At 74.8% G+C, this 15,575-nt stretch carries 12 protein-coding genes; 5 read left to right on the top strand and 7 right to left on the bottom strand.

Annotated elements, in window-relative coordinates; translation table 11 throughout:
• The first annotated feature begins 36 nt into the window (after positions 1-36).
• The gene (gene gatB / locus MUK52_RS09020) at positions 37-1,488 is read left to right on the top strand and encodes an Asp-tRNA(Asn)/Glu-tRNA(Gln) amidotransferase subunit GatB (RefSeq protein ID WP_502963622.1); all 1,452 of its coding nucleotides are present in this window, start codon (positions 37-39) and stop codon (positions 1,486-1,488) included.
• Between the two features lie 86 nt (positions 1,489-1,574).
• Here the strand turns inward: gatB and MUK52_RS09015 are convergent, their stop codons facing one another.
• From MUK52_RS09015 to MUK52_RS09000, 4 genes are all read right to left on the bottom strand, one after another.
• Positions 1,575-2,186, bottom strand: coding sequence for a GNAT family N-acetyltransferase (locus tag MUK52_RS09015; RefSeq protein ID WP_284575496.1), 612 nt, complete (start codon positions 2,184-2,186; stop codon positions 1,575-1,577).
• Entirely contained in the window at positions 2,183-4,246 is a 2,064-nt protein-coding gene (locus MUK52_RS09010) for a penicillin acylase family protein (RefSeq protein ID WP_284575494.1), read from the bottom strand. The genes MUK52_RS09015 and MUK52_RS09010 overlap by 4 nt, the downstream gene beginning before the upstream one ends.
• A gap of 85 nt (positions 4,247-4,331) precedes the next feature.
• Entirely contained in the window at positions 4,332-4,832 is a 501-nt protein-coding gene (locus MUK52_RS09005; RefSeq protein WP_284575493.1) for a DinB family protein, read from the bottom strand.
• 19 nt (positions 4,833-4,851) lie between these two features.
• Complete coding sequence (locus tag MUK52_RS09000) at positions 4,852-5,715, bottom strand: GNAT family N-acetyltransferase (RefSeq protein WP_284575492.1); 864 nt, start codon at positions 5,713-5,715, stop codon at positions 4,852-4,854.
• Positions 5,716-5,770: 55 nt separating this feature from the next.
• On the opposite strand from MUK52_RS09000, the gene MUK52_RS08995 reads away from it, so the two are divergent.
• Both MUK52_RS08995 and MUK52_RS08990 read left to right on the top strand, forming a co-directional pair.
• Positions 5,771-6,166, top strand: coding sequence for a cupin domain-containing protein (locus tag MUK52_RS08995; protein WP_472912751.1), 396 nt, complete (start codon positions 5,771-5,773; stop codon positions 6,164-6,166).
• Between the two features lie 208 nt (positions 6,167-6,374).
• Positions 6,375-8,615: an MMPL family transporter gene (locus tag MUK52_RS08990; RefSeq protein ID WP_284575490.1), complete on the top strand. Its 2,241-nt coding sequence runs from the start codon at positions 6,375-6,377 to the stop codon at positions 8,613-8,615.
• 123 nt (positions 8,616-8,738) lie between these two features.
• Here the strand turns inward: MUK52_RS08990 and MUK52_RS08985 are convergent, their stop codons facing one another.
• The 3 genes from MUK52_RS08985 to MUK52_RS08975 all read right to left on the bottom strand — a co-directional run bounded on the left by MUK52_RS08985 (position 8,739) and on the right by MUK52_RS08975 (position 11,338).
• Complete coding sequence (locus MUK52_RS08985; RefSeq protein ID WP_428985400.1) at positions 8,739-8,921, bottom strand: DUF6191 domain-containing protein; 183 nt, start codon at positions 8,919-8,921, stop codon at positions 8,739-8,741.
• A 36-nt stretch (positions 8,922-8,957) separates the two neighbouring features.
• Positions 8,958-10,184, bottom strand: coding sequence for a PQQ-dependent sugar dehydrogenase (locus MUK52_RS08980; protein WP_472912749.1), 1,227 nt, complete (start codon positions 10,182-10,184; stop codon positions 8,958-8,960).
• 146 nt (positions 10,185-10,330) lie between these two features.
• Positions 10,331-11,338 (bottom strand): aldo/keto reductase, encoded by a 1,008-nt coding sequence (locus tag MUK52_RS08975; RefSeq protein ID WP_284575489.1) that lies wholly within the window; start codon positions 11,336-11,338, stop codon positions 10,331-10,333.
• Positions 11,339-11,410: 72 nt separating this feature from the next.
• On the opposite strand from MUK52_RS08975, the gene MUK52_RS08970 reads away from it, so the two are divergent.
• Together MUK52_RS08970 and MUK52_RS08965 are read left to right on the top strand one after the other, a co-directional pair.
• Complete coding sequence (locus tag MUK52_RS08970; RefSeq protein WP_284575488.1) at positions 11,411-12,358, top strand: 2-hydroxyacid dehydrogenase; 948 nt, start codon at positions 11,411-11,413, stop codon at positions 12,356-12,358.
• 337 nt (positions 12,359-12,695) lie between these two features.
• Complete coding sequence (locus MUK52_RS08965; protein ID WP_284575486.1) at positions 12,696-15,533, top strand: putative bifunctional diguanylate cyclase/phosphodiesterase; 2,838 nt, start codon at positions 12,696-12,698, stop codon at positions 15,531-15,533.
• Positions 15,534-15,575: the final 42 nt, after the last annotated feature.

Here is a 15,575-nt window from a genome sequence, read left to right as displayed (position 1 = left end):
TCGTACGAGGACGCCCTCGCGTCGTACGACCCCGTCATGGGCCTGGAGGTCCATGTCGAGCTCGGCACGAAGACCAAGATGTTCTGCGGCTGCTCGACCGAGCTGGGCGCCGAGCCCAACTCGCAGACCTGCCCCACCTGTCTCGGCCTGCCCGGCTCGCTGCCCGTCGTCAACGCGACCGGCGTCGAGTCCGCCATCAAGATCGGCCTCGCGCTGAACTGCGAGATCGCCGAATGGTGCCGCTTCGCCCGGAAGAACTACTTCTATCCGGACATGCCGAAGAACTTCCAGACCTCCCAGTACGACGAGCCGATCGCCTACAACGGCTACCTCGACGTGCAGCTGGAGGACGGCGAGGTCTTCCGCGTGGAGATCGAGCGCGCCCACATGGAGGAGGACACCGGCAAGTCGCTGCACGTCGGCGGTGCCACCGGCCGTATCCACGGCGCCTCCCACTCCCTGCTGGACTACAACCGCGCCGGCATCCCGCTGATCGAGATCGTCACCAAGCCGATCGTCGGCGCCGGCTCCCGCGCCCCCGAGGTCGCCAAGGCCTACGTCGCCGAGCTGCGCGAGCTCATCAAGGCCCTCGGCGTCTCCGAGGCCCGCATGGACAAGGGCCAGATGCGCTGCGACGTGAACCTGTCGCTGCGCCCGAACGGCACCGAGGAGTTCGGCACCCGCTCGGAGACGAAGAACGTCAACTCGCTGCGCTCCGTCGAGCGCGCGGCGCGCTTCGAGATCCAGCGCCACGCGGCCGTCCTGAGCAGCGGCGGCACGATCGTCCAGGAGACCCGCCACTTCCACGAGGACGACGGCTCCACGACCTCCGGCCGCATCAAGGACAACGCCGAGGACTACCGGTACTTCCCGGAGCCCGACCTCGTCCCGGTCGCCCCGTCCCGCGAGTGGGTCGAGGAGCTGCGCGCCGGCCTGCCCGAGATGCCGCGCGTGCGCCGCAACCGGCTCCGCGAGGAGTGGGGCGTCAGCGAGCACGACATGCAGTCGATCCTCAACGCGGGCGCGGTGGACTCCATCGTCGCCACGATCGAGGAGGGCGCCGACCCGGCCGCCGCCCGCAAGTGGTGGATGGGCGAACTCGCCCGCAACGCCAACGAGCAGGGCGTCTCCGTCGACGAGCTGCCGATCACCCCGGCGCAGGTCGCGCGGATCGCGGCGCTGGTCGCGGCCGGCGACCTGAACGACAAGCTGGCGCGCCAGGTCATCGAGGGCGTCCTCGCCGGCGAGGGCGCCCCCGACGAGGTCGTCGAGAAGCGCGGCCTGAAGGTCGTCTCGGACGAGGGCGCGCTCGGCGCCGCCGTCGACGAGGCGATCGCGGGCAACCCCGCCATCGCCGACAAGATCCGCGGCGGCAAGGTCGCCGCGGTCGGCGCCCTGGTCGGCGCGGTCATGAAGACCACCCGCGGCCAGGCCGACGCGGCCCGCGTCAAGGAGCTCATCCTGGAGAAGCTCGGCGTCTCCGCCTAGCCGGAGCGTCCGGCGGCTCCGGCCTCCGTCACGCGGAACGGCCCGCACCCCCTCCCGGGGTGCGGGCCGTTGCGCGTGACGGCCCGTCAGCGGGACTGGGTGCCGGGTGCCTCCAGGAACGCCAGGCGGGCGCGCTTCGCCGGGATGCGGATCTCCGGCAGCACGATCTCGGGCAGCTCGACCTCCGGGCCGAGCGTGAACCCGGAGCGCTCCAGGCGGGCGATGGCCTTCGCATTGCGGGTGTCGGGGTCGGCGACGAGGCGGCGGGCGGTCCCGTCGGCGAGGACGAACGCCATGAAGGCGCCCATCAGCCGCCCGCTGAAGCCGGGCTCGGCGGCGCCCGGGGCCGGGGCGAGGAGCAGGTGCACGCCGGTGTCGCCGGGCCGCGCCTCGTAGCACTCGGAGACCCGGTCCGCCGCGCACTCGTACGTCTGGAACAGGGCGACGGGCACCCCGTCGCGGCGCGCCAGGAACGCGTGGTGCGTGGTGCGGCGGTCGAGGTCCTCGTACACCTCGCGGACGAGGTCCGGGCTCGCCCCGGCCATGCCCCAGAAGCGGGCGCGGTCCTCGCTGACCCAGCGGTGGATCAGCGAGGCGTCGGCGGCCGGGTCGACGGGGGTGAGGGTGACCGTGCCGAACCCGTCGACGGCCTGGATGTGGACGGGCTCGCGGGTGGCTGCGGTGGTGGCTGCGCTCATGCGTCCTCCCTGGTGAGGCGGGCCCAGTCGGTGACGACGGGGACGAGCTCGCAGCGCGCCCACAGCGGCAGCTGGTCGCGGTGGTGGGGCGTGCCGGCCACGCCGTCGGCGCCCAGGGGCACGGCCCAGAGGCTGTCCTCGCGGCGGCCGAGGTCCCACACGTAGCGGGCGGCCGACGCGCGGCCGCACAGGTCGGTGAAGCCGGGGACGGTGGAGGTGGCGTTGACGCAGTCGTGGTCGCCGCCGAGGCCCGGCCACTCGGCGTCCGGATCCGGGAGCGCCGACCACGGCGCGAGGCGGTGCACCTCGGACCAGGGCGTCTCGGGCGCGCCGGCCGCGGCGGTCTCCTCCAGGGCGGCGCGGACGTGCGCGGCCCGGTCCAGGCCGGGGAGCAGCGGCGAGCGCAGCAGGCCCTCCAGGGCGTAGCCGATGCGCGGCAGCAGGTACAGCCAGGGGTGGAACACCTCGGGGCCGGACGGCGGCTCCGCCAGGCCCTCCAGGGCGGGGTCGGCGGCGAAGCGGCGTACGACGGCGGCGCGCAGGGCGGCGAACAGGGTGGCGTCGGTGCTGCCGGCGTCCATGCGCCGGTCCCAGGCCAGCAGCCGGGTCCGCAGCGCCTGCGCCGCGGGGGAGAGCCCCTCCGGGGCGGGCAGCAGGGCGAGCAGCGGCTCCGCGGAGGCCAGGTACGTATCGGCGTGGACGGCGGCCATGGCCTTCGGGGACCAGTCGGCCGAGCCGGAGAGCAGCTCGCGGATGCGGTCGGCGCGGTGCGGGGGAGCGAACTCCACGCCGAGCGGCGAGGCGATGCCGCGGGCGTTGGCCATCACGGCGAAGCCCTGCACCGGCTCGGAAGGGGTCTGCGCCCAGCCCTGCCAGGCGTGGCGGGCGTCCCAGGCGGGCACGGGGCGCAGCCGGTTCGCGGGGTCGCGCAGCGGGACGGCGCCGGCGACGCGGTGCAGCAGGCCGCCCTCGGAGTCGGCGGCGTGGACGACGTTGACGGGCTCGGCCCAGCCGTCGAGGGCGCGGTCGATGTCGGCCACCGTGCGGGCGCGCAGCAGGGCGGGCAGGACGGCGAAGCCGAGGTCGCGGCGGACCCGGGGCGGGTAGCGCAGCGAGAGCGTCTGGCCGGCGCTCTCCTCGCGGGTGATGACCGGGCCGCGGGCGGTCTCCAGGATTTCGACCTCCACGGGGTCTGCGCCCGCGACGGCGATGGTCTCGGTGTGCCGGTGGACGGGCTCCCAGGCGCCGTCGGGCCCCAGCGCCTCGAAGCCGGAGCCGTCGGCTGCCGGGCGGAGCCGCTCCACGTAGAGGTCCTGGTAGTCGGACATCGCGTTGGTGATGGCCCAGGCGGCGGTGCCGGTGTGGCCGAAGTGGGCGAGGCCGGGGATGCCGGGTACGGCGATGCCGACGACGTCGTACTCCGGGCAGGCCAGTCGTATCTGCTGGTAGACGCCCGGCTCTTCGATGATCCGGTGCGGGTCGCCGGCGATGATCGCCGAGCCGGCGGCGGTCCGGTCGCCGGGGACCATCCAGCCGTTGCTGCCGGCGGCGCCGGGGCCGTCGGTGGCGAAGAGGGTGGCGGCCTCGTCGCCCAGGGCGCGGGCGGCTCGCTCGCGCCACAGCTTGGTGGCGAACCCGGCGAACAGGATGTGCGTGGCGATCCAGATGCCGAGCGGCACCCACGGCTCCCACGGGGCGGGTGTGTGGCCGGTGCGGGCGAAGCGCTCGTCGCGGGCGGCGCCCCGGGCCAGGCCGTCGTTGACGCCGTCGACGTATGCCCCGACCCAGGCGGCGGTCTCCGGGTCGAGCGCCTCGTGGCAGCGGCGGGCGGTGTCGTCGAGGCGGCTCTGGCGGGCGAAGCGGTCCCAGGCGAGGGAGTCCGGGCCGAGGATCGCGGCGCCGGCGCCCTGGGAGCGGTGGCGTTCGACCTCCAGCTGCCAGGCCCGGTCCAGGGCGGTGGCCCGGCCCTGGGCGTAGGCCAGCCGGAGCGGGTCGGGGGCGCGCAGGTGCGGGATACCCCAGTCGTCCCGGTACAGCTCGAAGTCGTCCGCGTCGCTCACGCTCACACTCTTCCCCAAGGCATTAGGTTAGGCTCGCCTAAGTGTAGGGGTGCGGGGTGTGGGTGCCGACGCCCGGGTCGGCCGGTCAGGCCCCGGTGGCGCCGTCGATGGCCTCCCGCAGGAGGTCGGCGTGGCCGTTGTGGCGGGCGTACTCGTGGACCATGTGCAGCATGATCAGCCGCAGCGAGGCCTCCTGCCCCCAACTGCGCACGAACACCGCGACGTCGAGCGACTCGGCGGCCTCCTCCACGCGCCGCGCGTGCGCGACCTCCGCGTGCCACGCGGTGAACGCCTCCTCGCGGCCGCAGCCCTCCGGGTCGTAGGCGGCCTGGAAGTCGCCGCTGTCCGACCACAGGTGCGGCACGTCCGCACCGCCCAGGGTGCGGCGGAACCAGTGGCGCTCCACCTCGGCCATGTGGCGGACCAGGCCCATCAGCGACAGGGCCGACGGCGGCATCGAACGGCGCCGCAACTGCTCGCCGGTGAGGCCCTCGCACTTCAGGGCCAGGGTCGAGCGGTGGTAGTCGAGGTAGGCGCGCAGCGTCTCGCGCTCACCGCCGGTCAGGGGCGGGTCGATGCGTTCCACGGGCGGGTGCCGTCCTTTCTCACCCCGGGCCGGGGCCGGGACAGGTGCCGGGGCCGGGGGAGGTGCCGGGGCGGGGGGAGGTGCCGGGTCCGGGCTCCCACACGTACGGAACCGCCGTACCGAGGGCGTGGAAGCCCAGCCGCTCCAGGATCGGCCGGCTCTGTGCGGAGGCGTCCACGTGCAGGTACGGGATCCCGCGCGCCGCGGCGATCCTGGCCCGGTGGGCCACCAGCAGCCGGTAGACGCCGCGGCCGCGCCATGCGGGCACCGTGCCGCCGCCCCACAGGCCGGCGAACGGGCTGCCCGGCGGCATCTCCATCCGCGCGGCGCTCACCGGGACGCCGCCGGCCATCGCCACCACGGCGGCGATCGTCTCCGGCGCCCCGCGCAGCCGCTCGGCCACCAGCTCCCGGAGGCCGGGCCGGCGCCGGCCGAAGGCCTCCGTGTGGACGCGCTCCAGCAGGCCCGCGCCCGACGCGTCGGCCACCGCGTGCAGCGTGATGCCGGCGGGCGGCTCCACCGGCAGCGCGGCGAGCTCCTCCGTCCGCCCCACCAGCACCGTCTCGGCCGGCTCGGGGGTGAAGCCCGCGGCGCGCAGCCGTCCCTCCAGGCCCGCCGGGCGGTCGTGCCGGTACAGCTTCCACTCGAAGCCGCAGCCGCGGCCCGCGAAGTCTGCCACCTGCGCCGCGATCGCCTCATCCGCCGTGTGCTCGTCAAGGTCCGACCAGAGCACCCCGTTCCAGCCGCTGCCGGGCGAGGTCTGCCGGACCACGCGGCCCACCCGCTCGACCCGGCACCGGGGCGTGTCGGGCGGCGCGCACTCGCGCACATGGCGGTCGTATGCCGCCAGGAGGCGCGCCCGCCCCTCGTGATCGCTTCCCATGGGGGCAGCCGACCACCGGAGCGCCGGCCGGCGCAACTGCATTAGCCTCACCCCCGTGAACGACCTCTGCATCCACACCGGCAAGGCCGCCCCCGACGCCGCTGCCGACCGCGGCTGGCTCCTCGGGCACTTCAAGGACCCCGGCGATCCGCGCCACAGCGCGGACGTGGAGATCAAGTGGGGCGTCCACCCGAAGGGGGACGCGCGGGCGCAGTGGACGACGGGGGAGGAGCGCACCGCCCTGCTGGTCCTGATCAGCGGCCGCTTCCGGATGGAGTTCCCCGACCGTGACGTCGTCCTCGCCGAGCAGGGCGACTACGTGGTGTGGGGCCGCGGCGTCGACCACTCCTGGTACGCGGAGGAGGAGTCGGTGGTCCTGACGGTGCGCTGGCCGTCCGTCCCCGGCTACCGCGTCGACGAGCCTGCGGCGCCTGCGGTGCGGCAGGGCTGACCCCCGGGCCGCGGGCGGTGCGCATCTGTGATGATGCACACGAAACGGACCAACGATCACCGATGGCTGCGATCGTATGCATGCGCACCATCCCGGCCGCCCCAGGAGCGACCCTCCCGGGAGCCTAGGCCCGGCCTGCACGCGTTCCAGTGTTCTTCGCATCGGGCTGCCTCCCGGTGAAGATCCGACCCACCAGGGAGCACGTCCGTTGGCAGCAATCGCTCGGTGGTGCATGCGGCACCGGCTGGCCGCCGTCCTGATCTGGCTGCTCGCCCTCGGCGGGACCGCCGCGGCAGCCGTGACCGCCGGAACGGCCTTCTCCACCGACTACGAGGTCCCCGGCACCGAGTCCAGCCGGGCCCACGCCCTCCTCCGCGAGGGCTTCCCCGGACAGGGCGGCGACACCGACACCGTCGTGTGGCGGACCCCCGCGCACCTGACGGCCCGCTCACCCGGCGTCGAGCAGCGCATGACCCGGGCCCTCGACACCATCGCCGAGCTGCCGGGCGTCGGCTCGGTCGCCGGACCGTACGGGCCCGGGCCCGAGAGCGCCGCGCAGATCAGCACCGACGGGCGCACCGCCTACGCCGTGGTGACCTTCGACCGGCAGGCGGACGCCGTCCCCACGGCGCAGGCCGAGGCGGTCGTCGCCGCCGCCAGGAACGCCGCCACCGAGGCGGACGGCGTGCAGGTCGAGCTCGGCGGCCGGGCGATCGGCCTGACCGAGGCACCGAAGGCCCACCTCGCCGAGGTCATCGGCGTGGCCGTCGCCGCACTCGTCCTCTTCCTCGCCTTCGGCTCGCTCGCGGCCAGCCTGCTGCCCATCGCGACGGCCCTCGTCTCCGTCGGCACCGCCTACTTCGGCATCAGCCTGCTCGGGCACGCCATGGCCGTCGCCGACTTCGCCCCCATGCTCGGCACCCTCGTCGGACTGGGCGTCGGCATCGACTACGCGCTGTTCATCGTCACCCGGCACCGCAAGGCCCTGCGGCGCGGCATGGGCGTGGCCGAGGCCGCCGAGCAGGCCGTCGCCACCACCGGCAGGGCCGTCGTCTTCGCCGGCGCCACCGTCTGCATCGCCCTGCTCGGCATGCTGGTCCTGCGGCTGAGCTTCCTGAACGGCGTCGCGATAGCCGCCTCGCTGACCGTCGTCCTCACCGTCGCCGCCTCGGTCACCCTGCTGCCGGCCCTCCTCTCGTACATCGGGATGAGCGCCCTCTCGCGGCGCGAGCGCCGCCGCCTCGCGGCCGACGGCCCGCAGCCGGAGCTGCCCACCGGGTTCGCCGCCCGCTGGTCCGCCTTCGTCGAGCGGCACCCCAAGAAGCTCGGCCTCCTGGCCGCCGCCGCCATGGCGGTGCTCGCCCTTCCGACGCTCTCCCTCCACCTGGGCACCTCGGACCAGGGCAACAACCCCGCGACCAGCACCACCCGGCAGGCCTACGACCTGCTTGCCGACGGCTTCGGACCCGGCGTCAACGGCCCCCTCACCGTCGTCGCCCGCCTCGACGGCGCCGGCGACCGGATCGCCGCCGAGCGCCTGGCCGAGGCGCTGCGCGGCGCCGAGGGCGTCGCCTCCGCCGGACCCGCCGTCCTCAACCGCAGCGGCGACACCGCCGTGGTCACCGTCGTACCCGAGTCGGCACCGCAGTCCCGGGCCACCAGCGACCTCGTCGCCCACCTGCGCGAGGACGTCGTCCCCGCCGCCCGCGAGGGCACCGGCATGGAGGTCCACGTCGGCGGCGTGACCGCCGGATACGACGACTTCGCGGACGTCATCGTCGGCAAGCTCCCCCTCTTCGTCGGCGTCGTCATCGCCCTCGGGTGCGTCCTGCTCCTGCTCGCCTTCCGGTCCATAGGCATCCCCCTCAAGGCCGCGGCCATGAACGTCGCCGCCGTCGCCTCCTCCTTCGGCGTCGTCGTCGCGATCTTCCAGTGGGGCTGGGGCAGCGAGCTGATGGGGCTGGGCAGCGCCGGCCCGATCGAACCCTTCCTCCCCGTGATCATGGTGTCGGTCCTCTTCGGGCTCTCGATGGACTACCAGGTCTTCCTCGTCAGCCGGATGTACGAGGAGTGGCTGGAGACCGGCGACAACCGGCGGGCCGTCCGCGTCGGCCTCGCCGAGACCAGCCGCGTGATCAACTCGGCCGCCGTCATCATGATCTCGGTGTTCCTGGCCTTCGTGCTCAGCGGCGACCGGATCATCGCCATGTTCGGCATCGCCCTCGCCGCGGCCGTCGCCCTCGACGCCTTCGTCCTGCGCACCCTCCTCGTCCCCGCGCTCATGCACCTGCTCGGCGGCGCTAACTGGTGGCTGCCGGCCTGGCTGGAGCGCCGCCTCCCGCGCATCAGCATCGAGCCGCCGGAGACCGCCCCCGCCGCGGCCCTCCCCGCCCAGCGCACTGCCGCCCCGGCCCAGGACGACGCCGAACCCGCCGCCCCCTCCCACTGACCCCGTTCCTGCCCCTACGCCGCCGCGCCAGCCCGGCGCCCCTCCCGGGCCGCCCGCAGTGCGTCCGGCGGCTGCGGCGAGGCAGCGACCCTCCGCCCCACCTGCTGCGGCTGCTGCCGGGACTCACTCAGCCGGGGAAGCCTGATCCCCGCGGCGTATGAGGACCCTCCCGGATTCCAGGTCTATCGGCCCGCGCCCCGGATCACCGTCCGTGACGTCCGTCCGGGACAGCTCCAGCCGCTTGCGCTCCTCGTCCGTGTGCCTGCGCCCCGGGTTGAACAGCTCCTCGATCAGGTTGAACACCACGCCACCGCGCCTTCCGCCCCGCCCGGGGCCCACCGGTCACCGGACCGTCAGGGTCAGGATCCTGTCGTCGCCCGCCTCGGGGGATCCGCGGCGGTCCGTCTCGCTCGTCACCAGCAGCAGCCTGTCCCCGCCGAGGGCCACCACCGACCGCAGCCGGCCGTACCTGCCCTCCAGGAACGCCTCGGGGTCGGCCGCGGGTCTGTCCCCGGCCAGCGGGATCCGCCACAGCCGCTCGCCCTTCAGCCCGGCCATCCACACCGAGCCCTGGGCGACGGCGATGCCGCTGGGGGAGGCCTCGTCCGGCCGCCACACGGCGACCGGGTCGCGCATGCCCGCCAGACCCGCCTTGCCCTCCGCCTGCGGCCAGCCGTAGTTGGCACCCGGCTCGATCAGATTCAGCTCGTCCCACGTGTTCTGGCCGAACTCCGCCGCCCACAGCCGCTTGTCCTGATCCCAGGCGAGGCCCTGCACATTGCGGTGCCCGTAGGAGTAGACGACCGAGTCGGGCTCGGGATTGCCGTGCACCGGCTGACCGTCCGGCGTCATCCGCAGGATCTTGCCGCCGAGCGACTTCCTGTCCTGCGCGAGGCCCGTGTCGCCCGTCTCACCCGTCCCCGCGTAGAGCATGCGGTCCGGGCCGAACGCGATCCGGCCGCCGTTGTGCACGACCCCCTTCGGAATGCCCCGCAGCACCGTGTCCGGCGCGCCGAGCTGCTGGCCCGGCTCGCGCTTCTCGTCATAGCGCATGCGGGCGATGCGGTTGTCGGACTCCGTCGTGAAGTAGGCGTACACCATCCGGTCGGACGCGAACGACGGGGACAGGGCCAGCCCCAGCAGCCCGCCCTCGCCGCCCGGCGCGACGCCCGGCACCCTCCCGACGACCACCGCCTTCCCCGACGCGGCCGCGACCCGGCTGATCGTGCCCTTGTCCCGGGAGGCCACCAGCAGGTCCCCCTCTGGCAGCGGGGCCACGCCCCACGGCGACTCCAGGTCCCGCGCCACCTCCCCGGTGACCTCCACGGAGCCCTTCGCCGGCGCCGCGGACGCTGCCCCCGCCGACGCCTGGGCCGATCCGCTGGGGGCCCCGCGCGGCGGTGACGCGCCCGTGGATCCCGCCGGCCCGCCCTCCGGCGAGCACCCCGCCAGCAGCGCCCCGCACCCCGCGAGCGCCACGGCGGCCAGCACGCCGCGCACCCGCCCGTACTCCGCAGGCCGGCCCGCGCCCGCCCCGCCGAACCGCCGCCCCGTCCGCACTCCCCGCATGGCCCTGCTCCCCTCCGGTCCCGCGACCGCCCGACGCGATCGTGCCCGTCACCTGTCCAACCACTCGGACTCCCCCCGAAGTTCCACCAGTCGTACACCCGATCGAGTGGTCCTGGGCCGGCTCCCCGGCCGGGCACCTCCGGAGGTCAGTCCCAGGACCCCACGGCCGCCGGCAGCGCCGCGATCTCCGCCAGGTCGCCCGGCGTCAGCCGCAGCCCCGCCGCCCCCGCGTTCTCCGCCGCCCAGCCCGCCCGGTCCGCGCCCGGCACGGGCACCACCTGCGGCCCCTGCGCCAGCACCCACGCAAGCGCCACCTGCGCCGCCGTCACCTGCGGACCGTGCCGCCGGGCCACCCGGCGCAGCCCCGCGACCAGCACCTGGTTCGTCGCCATCGCCTCCGCCGTGAACCGCGGGTGCCGGGCCCGGACGTCCTCCCACTCGAAACCCTGCCCCGGGGTCAGCGTCCCCGTCAGGAACCCGCTGCCCAGCGGCATCGCCGCGAGGAACCCCACCCCGCGCGCCGCGCACCACGGCAGCAGCCGCCGCAGCGCCTCCTGCGACCACACCGACAGCTCGGCCTGCACCGCGCTCACCGGGAACACCTGCTGGACGCGGTCCAGGTGCCGCAGCAGGGCCCCGTACGCCGGGTCCCCGCGGCGCCCCGCGCCCGGGCCGGCGCCCGCGCCGAGAGCGCAGAACCCCAGCGCGCGCACCTTCCCCGCGCCCACCAGCTCGGCCATCGCGCCCCAGGTCTCCTCCACCGGGACCTCCGGGTCCACCCGGTGCAGCTGGTAGAGGTCGATGACGTCGGTGCGCAGCCGGCGCAGCGAGGCGTCGCAGGCCCGCCTGAGGTACTCCGGCCGCCCGCACGCCACCACGTGCTGCTCGCCCGCGCGCAGCCCCACCTTGGCGGACACGAACGCCTCCGCCCGCCGCTCGCGCAGCACCCTGCCGAGGAGCAGCTCGTTCGTGAACGGCCCGTACACGTCGGCCGTGTCGAGCAGGGTGCAGCCGAGGTCGAGCGCCGTGTGCACCGCCGCCAGCGACTCCTCGCCGCGCCGCCGCGAGGGCGCGTAGGCCCAGCTCATCGGCATGCACCCGAGTCCGACGGCGCCCACCGCCAGCGCCCCCGCCCCGATCGACCTGCGCTCCACCCGTGCGTCCCCCTCCGCGTCCGCCAACAACCTAACGGCTTGATCGCGATCCCTTGGCATAGCCTCGTGATCATGACTGCAAAGACCCCGGACGTCTGGCTCCCGTTCCCGGCGGAGGAGGTCGAGGGCCTTCCCGACTGCTTCCGCTACCGGCGCTGGGACGGCGAGGACGACTTCCCCGCCGACCCGGCCGACTGCACCTTCTACGTCACCCCGTACATGAAGTCGCCCGAGGTGACCCTGCGGCCGCTGGCGGGCATGCCGGACATCGAGGTCGTGCAGACCCTCACCGCCGGCGTCGACCACGTCCTCGGCGGCCTCGACCGCCTGCCGGCCGGAGTCCGGCTCTGCAACGCCCGCGGGGTGCACGAGGCCAGCACGGCCGAGCTCGCCCTCACCCTCGTCCTCGCCTCGCTGCGCGGCATCCCCCGCATGGTCCGCGGCCAGGACCGCGAGCAGTGGCTCGGCGGCTTCTACTCCGCCCTCGCCGACAAGTCCGTGCTCATCGTCGGCTACGGATCCGTCGGCGCAGCCGTCGAAGACCGGCTCGCGGCATTCGAGTGCGCGCGGATCATGCGCGTCGCGCGCTCGGCGCGCACTACCGCGCGCGGGCCCGTCCACGCTCTCGACGACCTTCCCCGCCTCCTTCCGGAAGCCGACGTCGTGATCCTGTGCACCCCGCTCACCGGCGCGACCCGCGGCCTCGCGGGCAGGGACTTCCTCGCGGCGATGGCGGACGGCGCCCTGCTGGTGAACGTCGCCCGCGGGCCCGTCGTCGACACCGGCGCCCTGCTCGCCGAGCTGGAGTCCGGCCGGCTGAGCGCGGCCCTCGACGTCACCGACCCCGAGCCGCTGCCCGCCGGACATCCGCTGTGGCACGCTCCCCACGTCCTCATCACGCCGCACGTCGGCGGCAGCAGCTCCGCCTTCGAGCCGCGCGCCAAGCGCCTGGTGGCCCGCCAGCTCGGCCGGTTCGCAGCGGGGGAGCCGCTGGAGAACACCGTGCTGATCACCAGCTGACGCGCGGTGCGCACGCTCCGCATCCGTACGGATGCGCTCAGTGGCATCAATTCCCCATATGGTAACTCAGCGTAAAACATCTATATCGCTGAGTGACGAAAGTGGTGTATCGTCCGGAACAAGGGGCTGCGCCACGAACGTCTGGCGCTGGGGTGATCGGACACTTTGGGGGGCGACGGGCGATGCACGGCCAATGGACCAGGGATCCGCTGCGGCACAGCCGCCGGAAACGACGAAGGGGCGCGCCGGAACCGGCCTGCGAGGGGGACCGGTGAACGCCCCGGGCACGGCCGCGGTCGGCCGGCCGCACTCCTGCGGGGGCGGCAGGAGCCTCGCGATGCAGCTGCTCCTCGCTGTGGTCAGCGGCGGCTACGCGGTCGGCGCCGCCCTCGGGTGGGGATCCCAGGACCTCGCCGAGATCATGGGCGACTTCGGCCTCAGCGCCGCCGCCCTGCTCGCGGCCGTCTCCTGCTACGCGTACGCGCGGACCATCGACAGCCGCGAGCGCCCCGCCTGGCTGCTCTTCGCGTTCTCCTCCCTCATGGGAGCCTGCGGCAACGCCGTCTGGGGCTGGTACGAGGTCGTCCTCGGCGAGCCCGTGCCCAAGCCGTCGCTGGCCGACTTCGCCTTCCTCTGCTTCGCGCCGCCCGCCATCGTCGGCCTGCTCGTCCTCGCCAAGCGCCCCGTCACGCGGGCCGGCTGGGTGTGCCTCGCGCTCGACTCCTGGCTCATCGGCGGCTCACTGCTCACCCTCTCCTGGAGCCTCGCCCTGGCCAACGCCGCGCGGACGGCCCAGGAGGGCGTCGCCGGCAGTGTGCCGCGCGCCGCGTTCTCGCTCGCCTACCCCCTGCTCGACATCGCCCTCGTCTCGATGGTGCTCGTCCTGCACTTCCGGCGCTCCGAGGTCAACCGGTCCGCCGTCAACACCGCCATCGCGGCGCTGGCCCTCACCGTGCTGAGCGACGCCCTGTTCACCTCGCCGCTGCTGGGCGCGGGCTACCAGTCAGGCCAGCTGCTGGACGCGGGCTGGTTCGCGGGCTCGCTCCTCCTCGCGTACGCGCCGTGGGGCGCCCGCCGGCTGCCGTCCGGCCCCGCCGGGCGGCACCCCGACCGCCAGGCCGGCCGCCCCATCACCGGCTCGCTGCCCGCGCTGACGCCGTACCTGGCGGCCGCCGTCTGCACCCTGGGGATCCTGTACAACGTCGTCGACGGGCGGAAGGTCGACCGCGTGGTCGTCTTCACCGGCTGCACCGTCGTCCTCGCCCTCGTCATCCGCCAGGGCATCATGCTCCTCGACAACATCGCGCTGACGCAGGAGCTGGCGCAGAAGGAGAACCACTTCCGCTCCCTGGTCCAGGGCTCCAGCGACGTCATCATGATCGCCGACCCGGCCGGGACGCTCCGCTACGTCAGCCCGGCCGCCGCGGGGGTGTACGGCCGCGAGGCGGAGGAGCTGGTCGGCACGGAGCTCGCCTCGCTGATCCACCCGCACGACCTGGGCCGCGTCGTCCACGAGGTGCGCCGCTTCCTCGCCGCCCCGCCGGCCGAGGAGCCCACCACCCGCATCGAGTGCCGCTTCAAGTCGGGCGGCGGCGAATGGCTCAACGTCGAATCCACCGTCAACCGCCACCAGGGCGGCCTCATCCTCAACAGCCGCGACGTCACCGAACGCGTCCGGCTCCAGGCCCAGCTCCAGCACAGCGCCGAGCACGACCCGCTCACCGACCTCCCCAACCGGGCCCTGTTCACCCGCCGGGTCCGCCGGGCCCTCACCGGGCGGCGCGCCGGTGACCGAGGCGCCGCGGTCCTCTTCATCGACCTCGACGGCTTCAAGGCCGTCAACGACACCATCGGCCACCAGGCCGGGGACGAGCTGCTCGTCGAGGCCGCGCGCCGCCTCCAGGACTCGGTGCGCGCCGGGGACACCGCCGCCCGCCTCGGCGGAGACGAGTTCGCCGCACTGATCACCGGCGACGCGGGCCGCGACCGGGGCGCCCGCGAGCACCAGGTCCGCGAGATCGCGGACCGGCTGCGCGCCACCCTCTCCCAGCCGTACCGGGTCGGCGGGACCGAGGTGAGGGTGGCCGCCAGCATCGGCGTGGCCTTCGCCGAACCGGGGATCACCCCGACCGACCTCATGCGGAACGCGGACCTCGCGATGTACCGGGCGAAGGCGGGCGGCAAGGACCGCGTCGAGCTGTACGCCCCGCAGATGCAGGCCGACGCCGTACGGCGGGCGGAGGCCGCCGGCCGGCTGCGGACGGCGCTGCGCGGCGGCGAGTTCGCCCTCCTGCACCAGCCGGTCGTCTCGCTGGAGACGGGCGAGGTCAGCGCCGTCGCGGCGCAGGCCCGCTGGCGCTCGGGGCAGGGGATCCTCTTCACCCCCGCCGAGTTCCTGAGAGTCGCCGAGCAGGGCGAGGGCGTCCCGTCGGCAGAGGCGGCCGCCGCGCACCAGCCGGAGGGGGCGTTCGGAACCGGGCGCGGCCGGCCCGCGGAGATCGCCCGCTGGCTGCTGGAGCAGGCCGTCCGGGAGGCGGCCGACCGGCACGCGGCGGGGCACGGCGTACCGGTGTGCGTGCGGATGGGCGCCGACCGGCTGCTGGACCGGGCCGGACCGCCCGGCTCCCTGGAGGCGCTGCTGCGCCGCCACGGGCTGCCTCCGGGGGCGCTGGTCGTCGAACTGGCCGAGTGCGACCCCAGGGTCCCCTTCGACGAGCTGGAGCGCCGCCTGGCCGCCCTGCGCCGGCTCGGTGTCCTGGTCGCCCTCGACGGCTTCGGCAGCGGCTACGCCGGCATCGGGGCCCTGCGCCGGCTGCCGGTGGACATCCTCAAGCTGGACCCCGCGCTGGTCGCGGGCGTCGTCGAGTCCTCCCGCCTCCGCAAGATCACCGCGGGCCTCTTGCGCATCGCAAACGATCTGGGCATGCAGTCCGCGGCCGAGGGGGTCGACCTGCCGGAGCAGGTCCTGGCCCTGCGGTCCATGGGATGCACGCACGGCCAGGGACTGGCGTTTTCCGGCCCGCTCGACGAGTACAGGCTGCGGCGCGCGCTGGTGCGCGGTACGTTCCCAGTACCGGGCGGGGCGGTCGAGCCCGCCCTGGCCGGTGGTGCGTCCGGGGGCGCGATGGCCGTCCGGAGAGGCTCACATAATGAGACGCCCGTCCCACCTACTTGACATCCCCCTCCCGGCGGAGGGAGGGTCAGTGCCATGCGCACC

This window comes from Streptomyces sp. 2P-4 (assembly GCF_030167965.1).
Lineage (GTDB): Bacteria > Actinomycetota > Actinomycetes > Streptomycetales > Streptomycetaceae > Streptomyces > Streptomyces globosus_A.
Note: the sequence above shows the minus strand (reverse complement) of the source record. Positions and strands in the feature narration are given on the sequence as shown.

Coding starts and splice junctions, on each gene's coding strand:
- gatB (WP_502963622.1), top strand. CDS start 37: ATGGGCCTGGAGGTCCATGTCGAGCTCGGCACGAAGACCAAGATGTTC.
- MUK52_RS09015 (WP_284575496.1), bottom strand. CDS start 2,186: ATGAGCGCAGCCACCACCGCAGCCACCCGCGAGCCCGTCCACATCCAG.
- MUK52_RS08970 (WP_284575488.1), top strand. CDS start 11,411: ATGACTGCAAAGACCCCGGACGTCTGGCTCCCGTTCCCGGCGGAGGAG.
- MUK52_RS08980 (WP_472912749.1), bottom strand. CDS start 10,184: ATGCGGGGAGTGCGGACGGGGCGGCGGTTCGGCGGGGCGGGCGCGGGC.
- MUK52_RS08965 (WP_284575486.1), top strand. CDS start 12,696: ATGCAGCTGCTCCTCGCTGTGGTCAGCGGCGGCTACGCGGTCGGCGCC.
- MUK52_RS09000 (WP_284575492.1), bottom strand. CDS start 5,715: ATGGGAAGCGATCACGAGGGGCGGGCGCGCCTCCTGGCGGCATACGAC.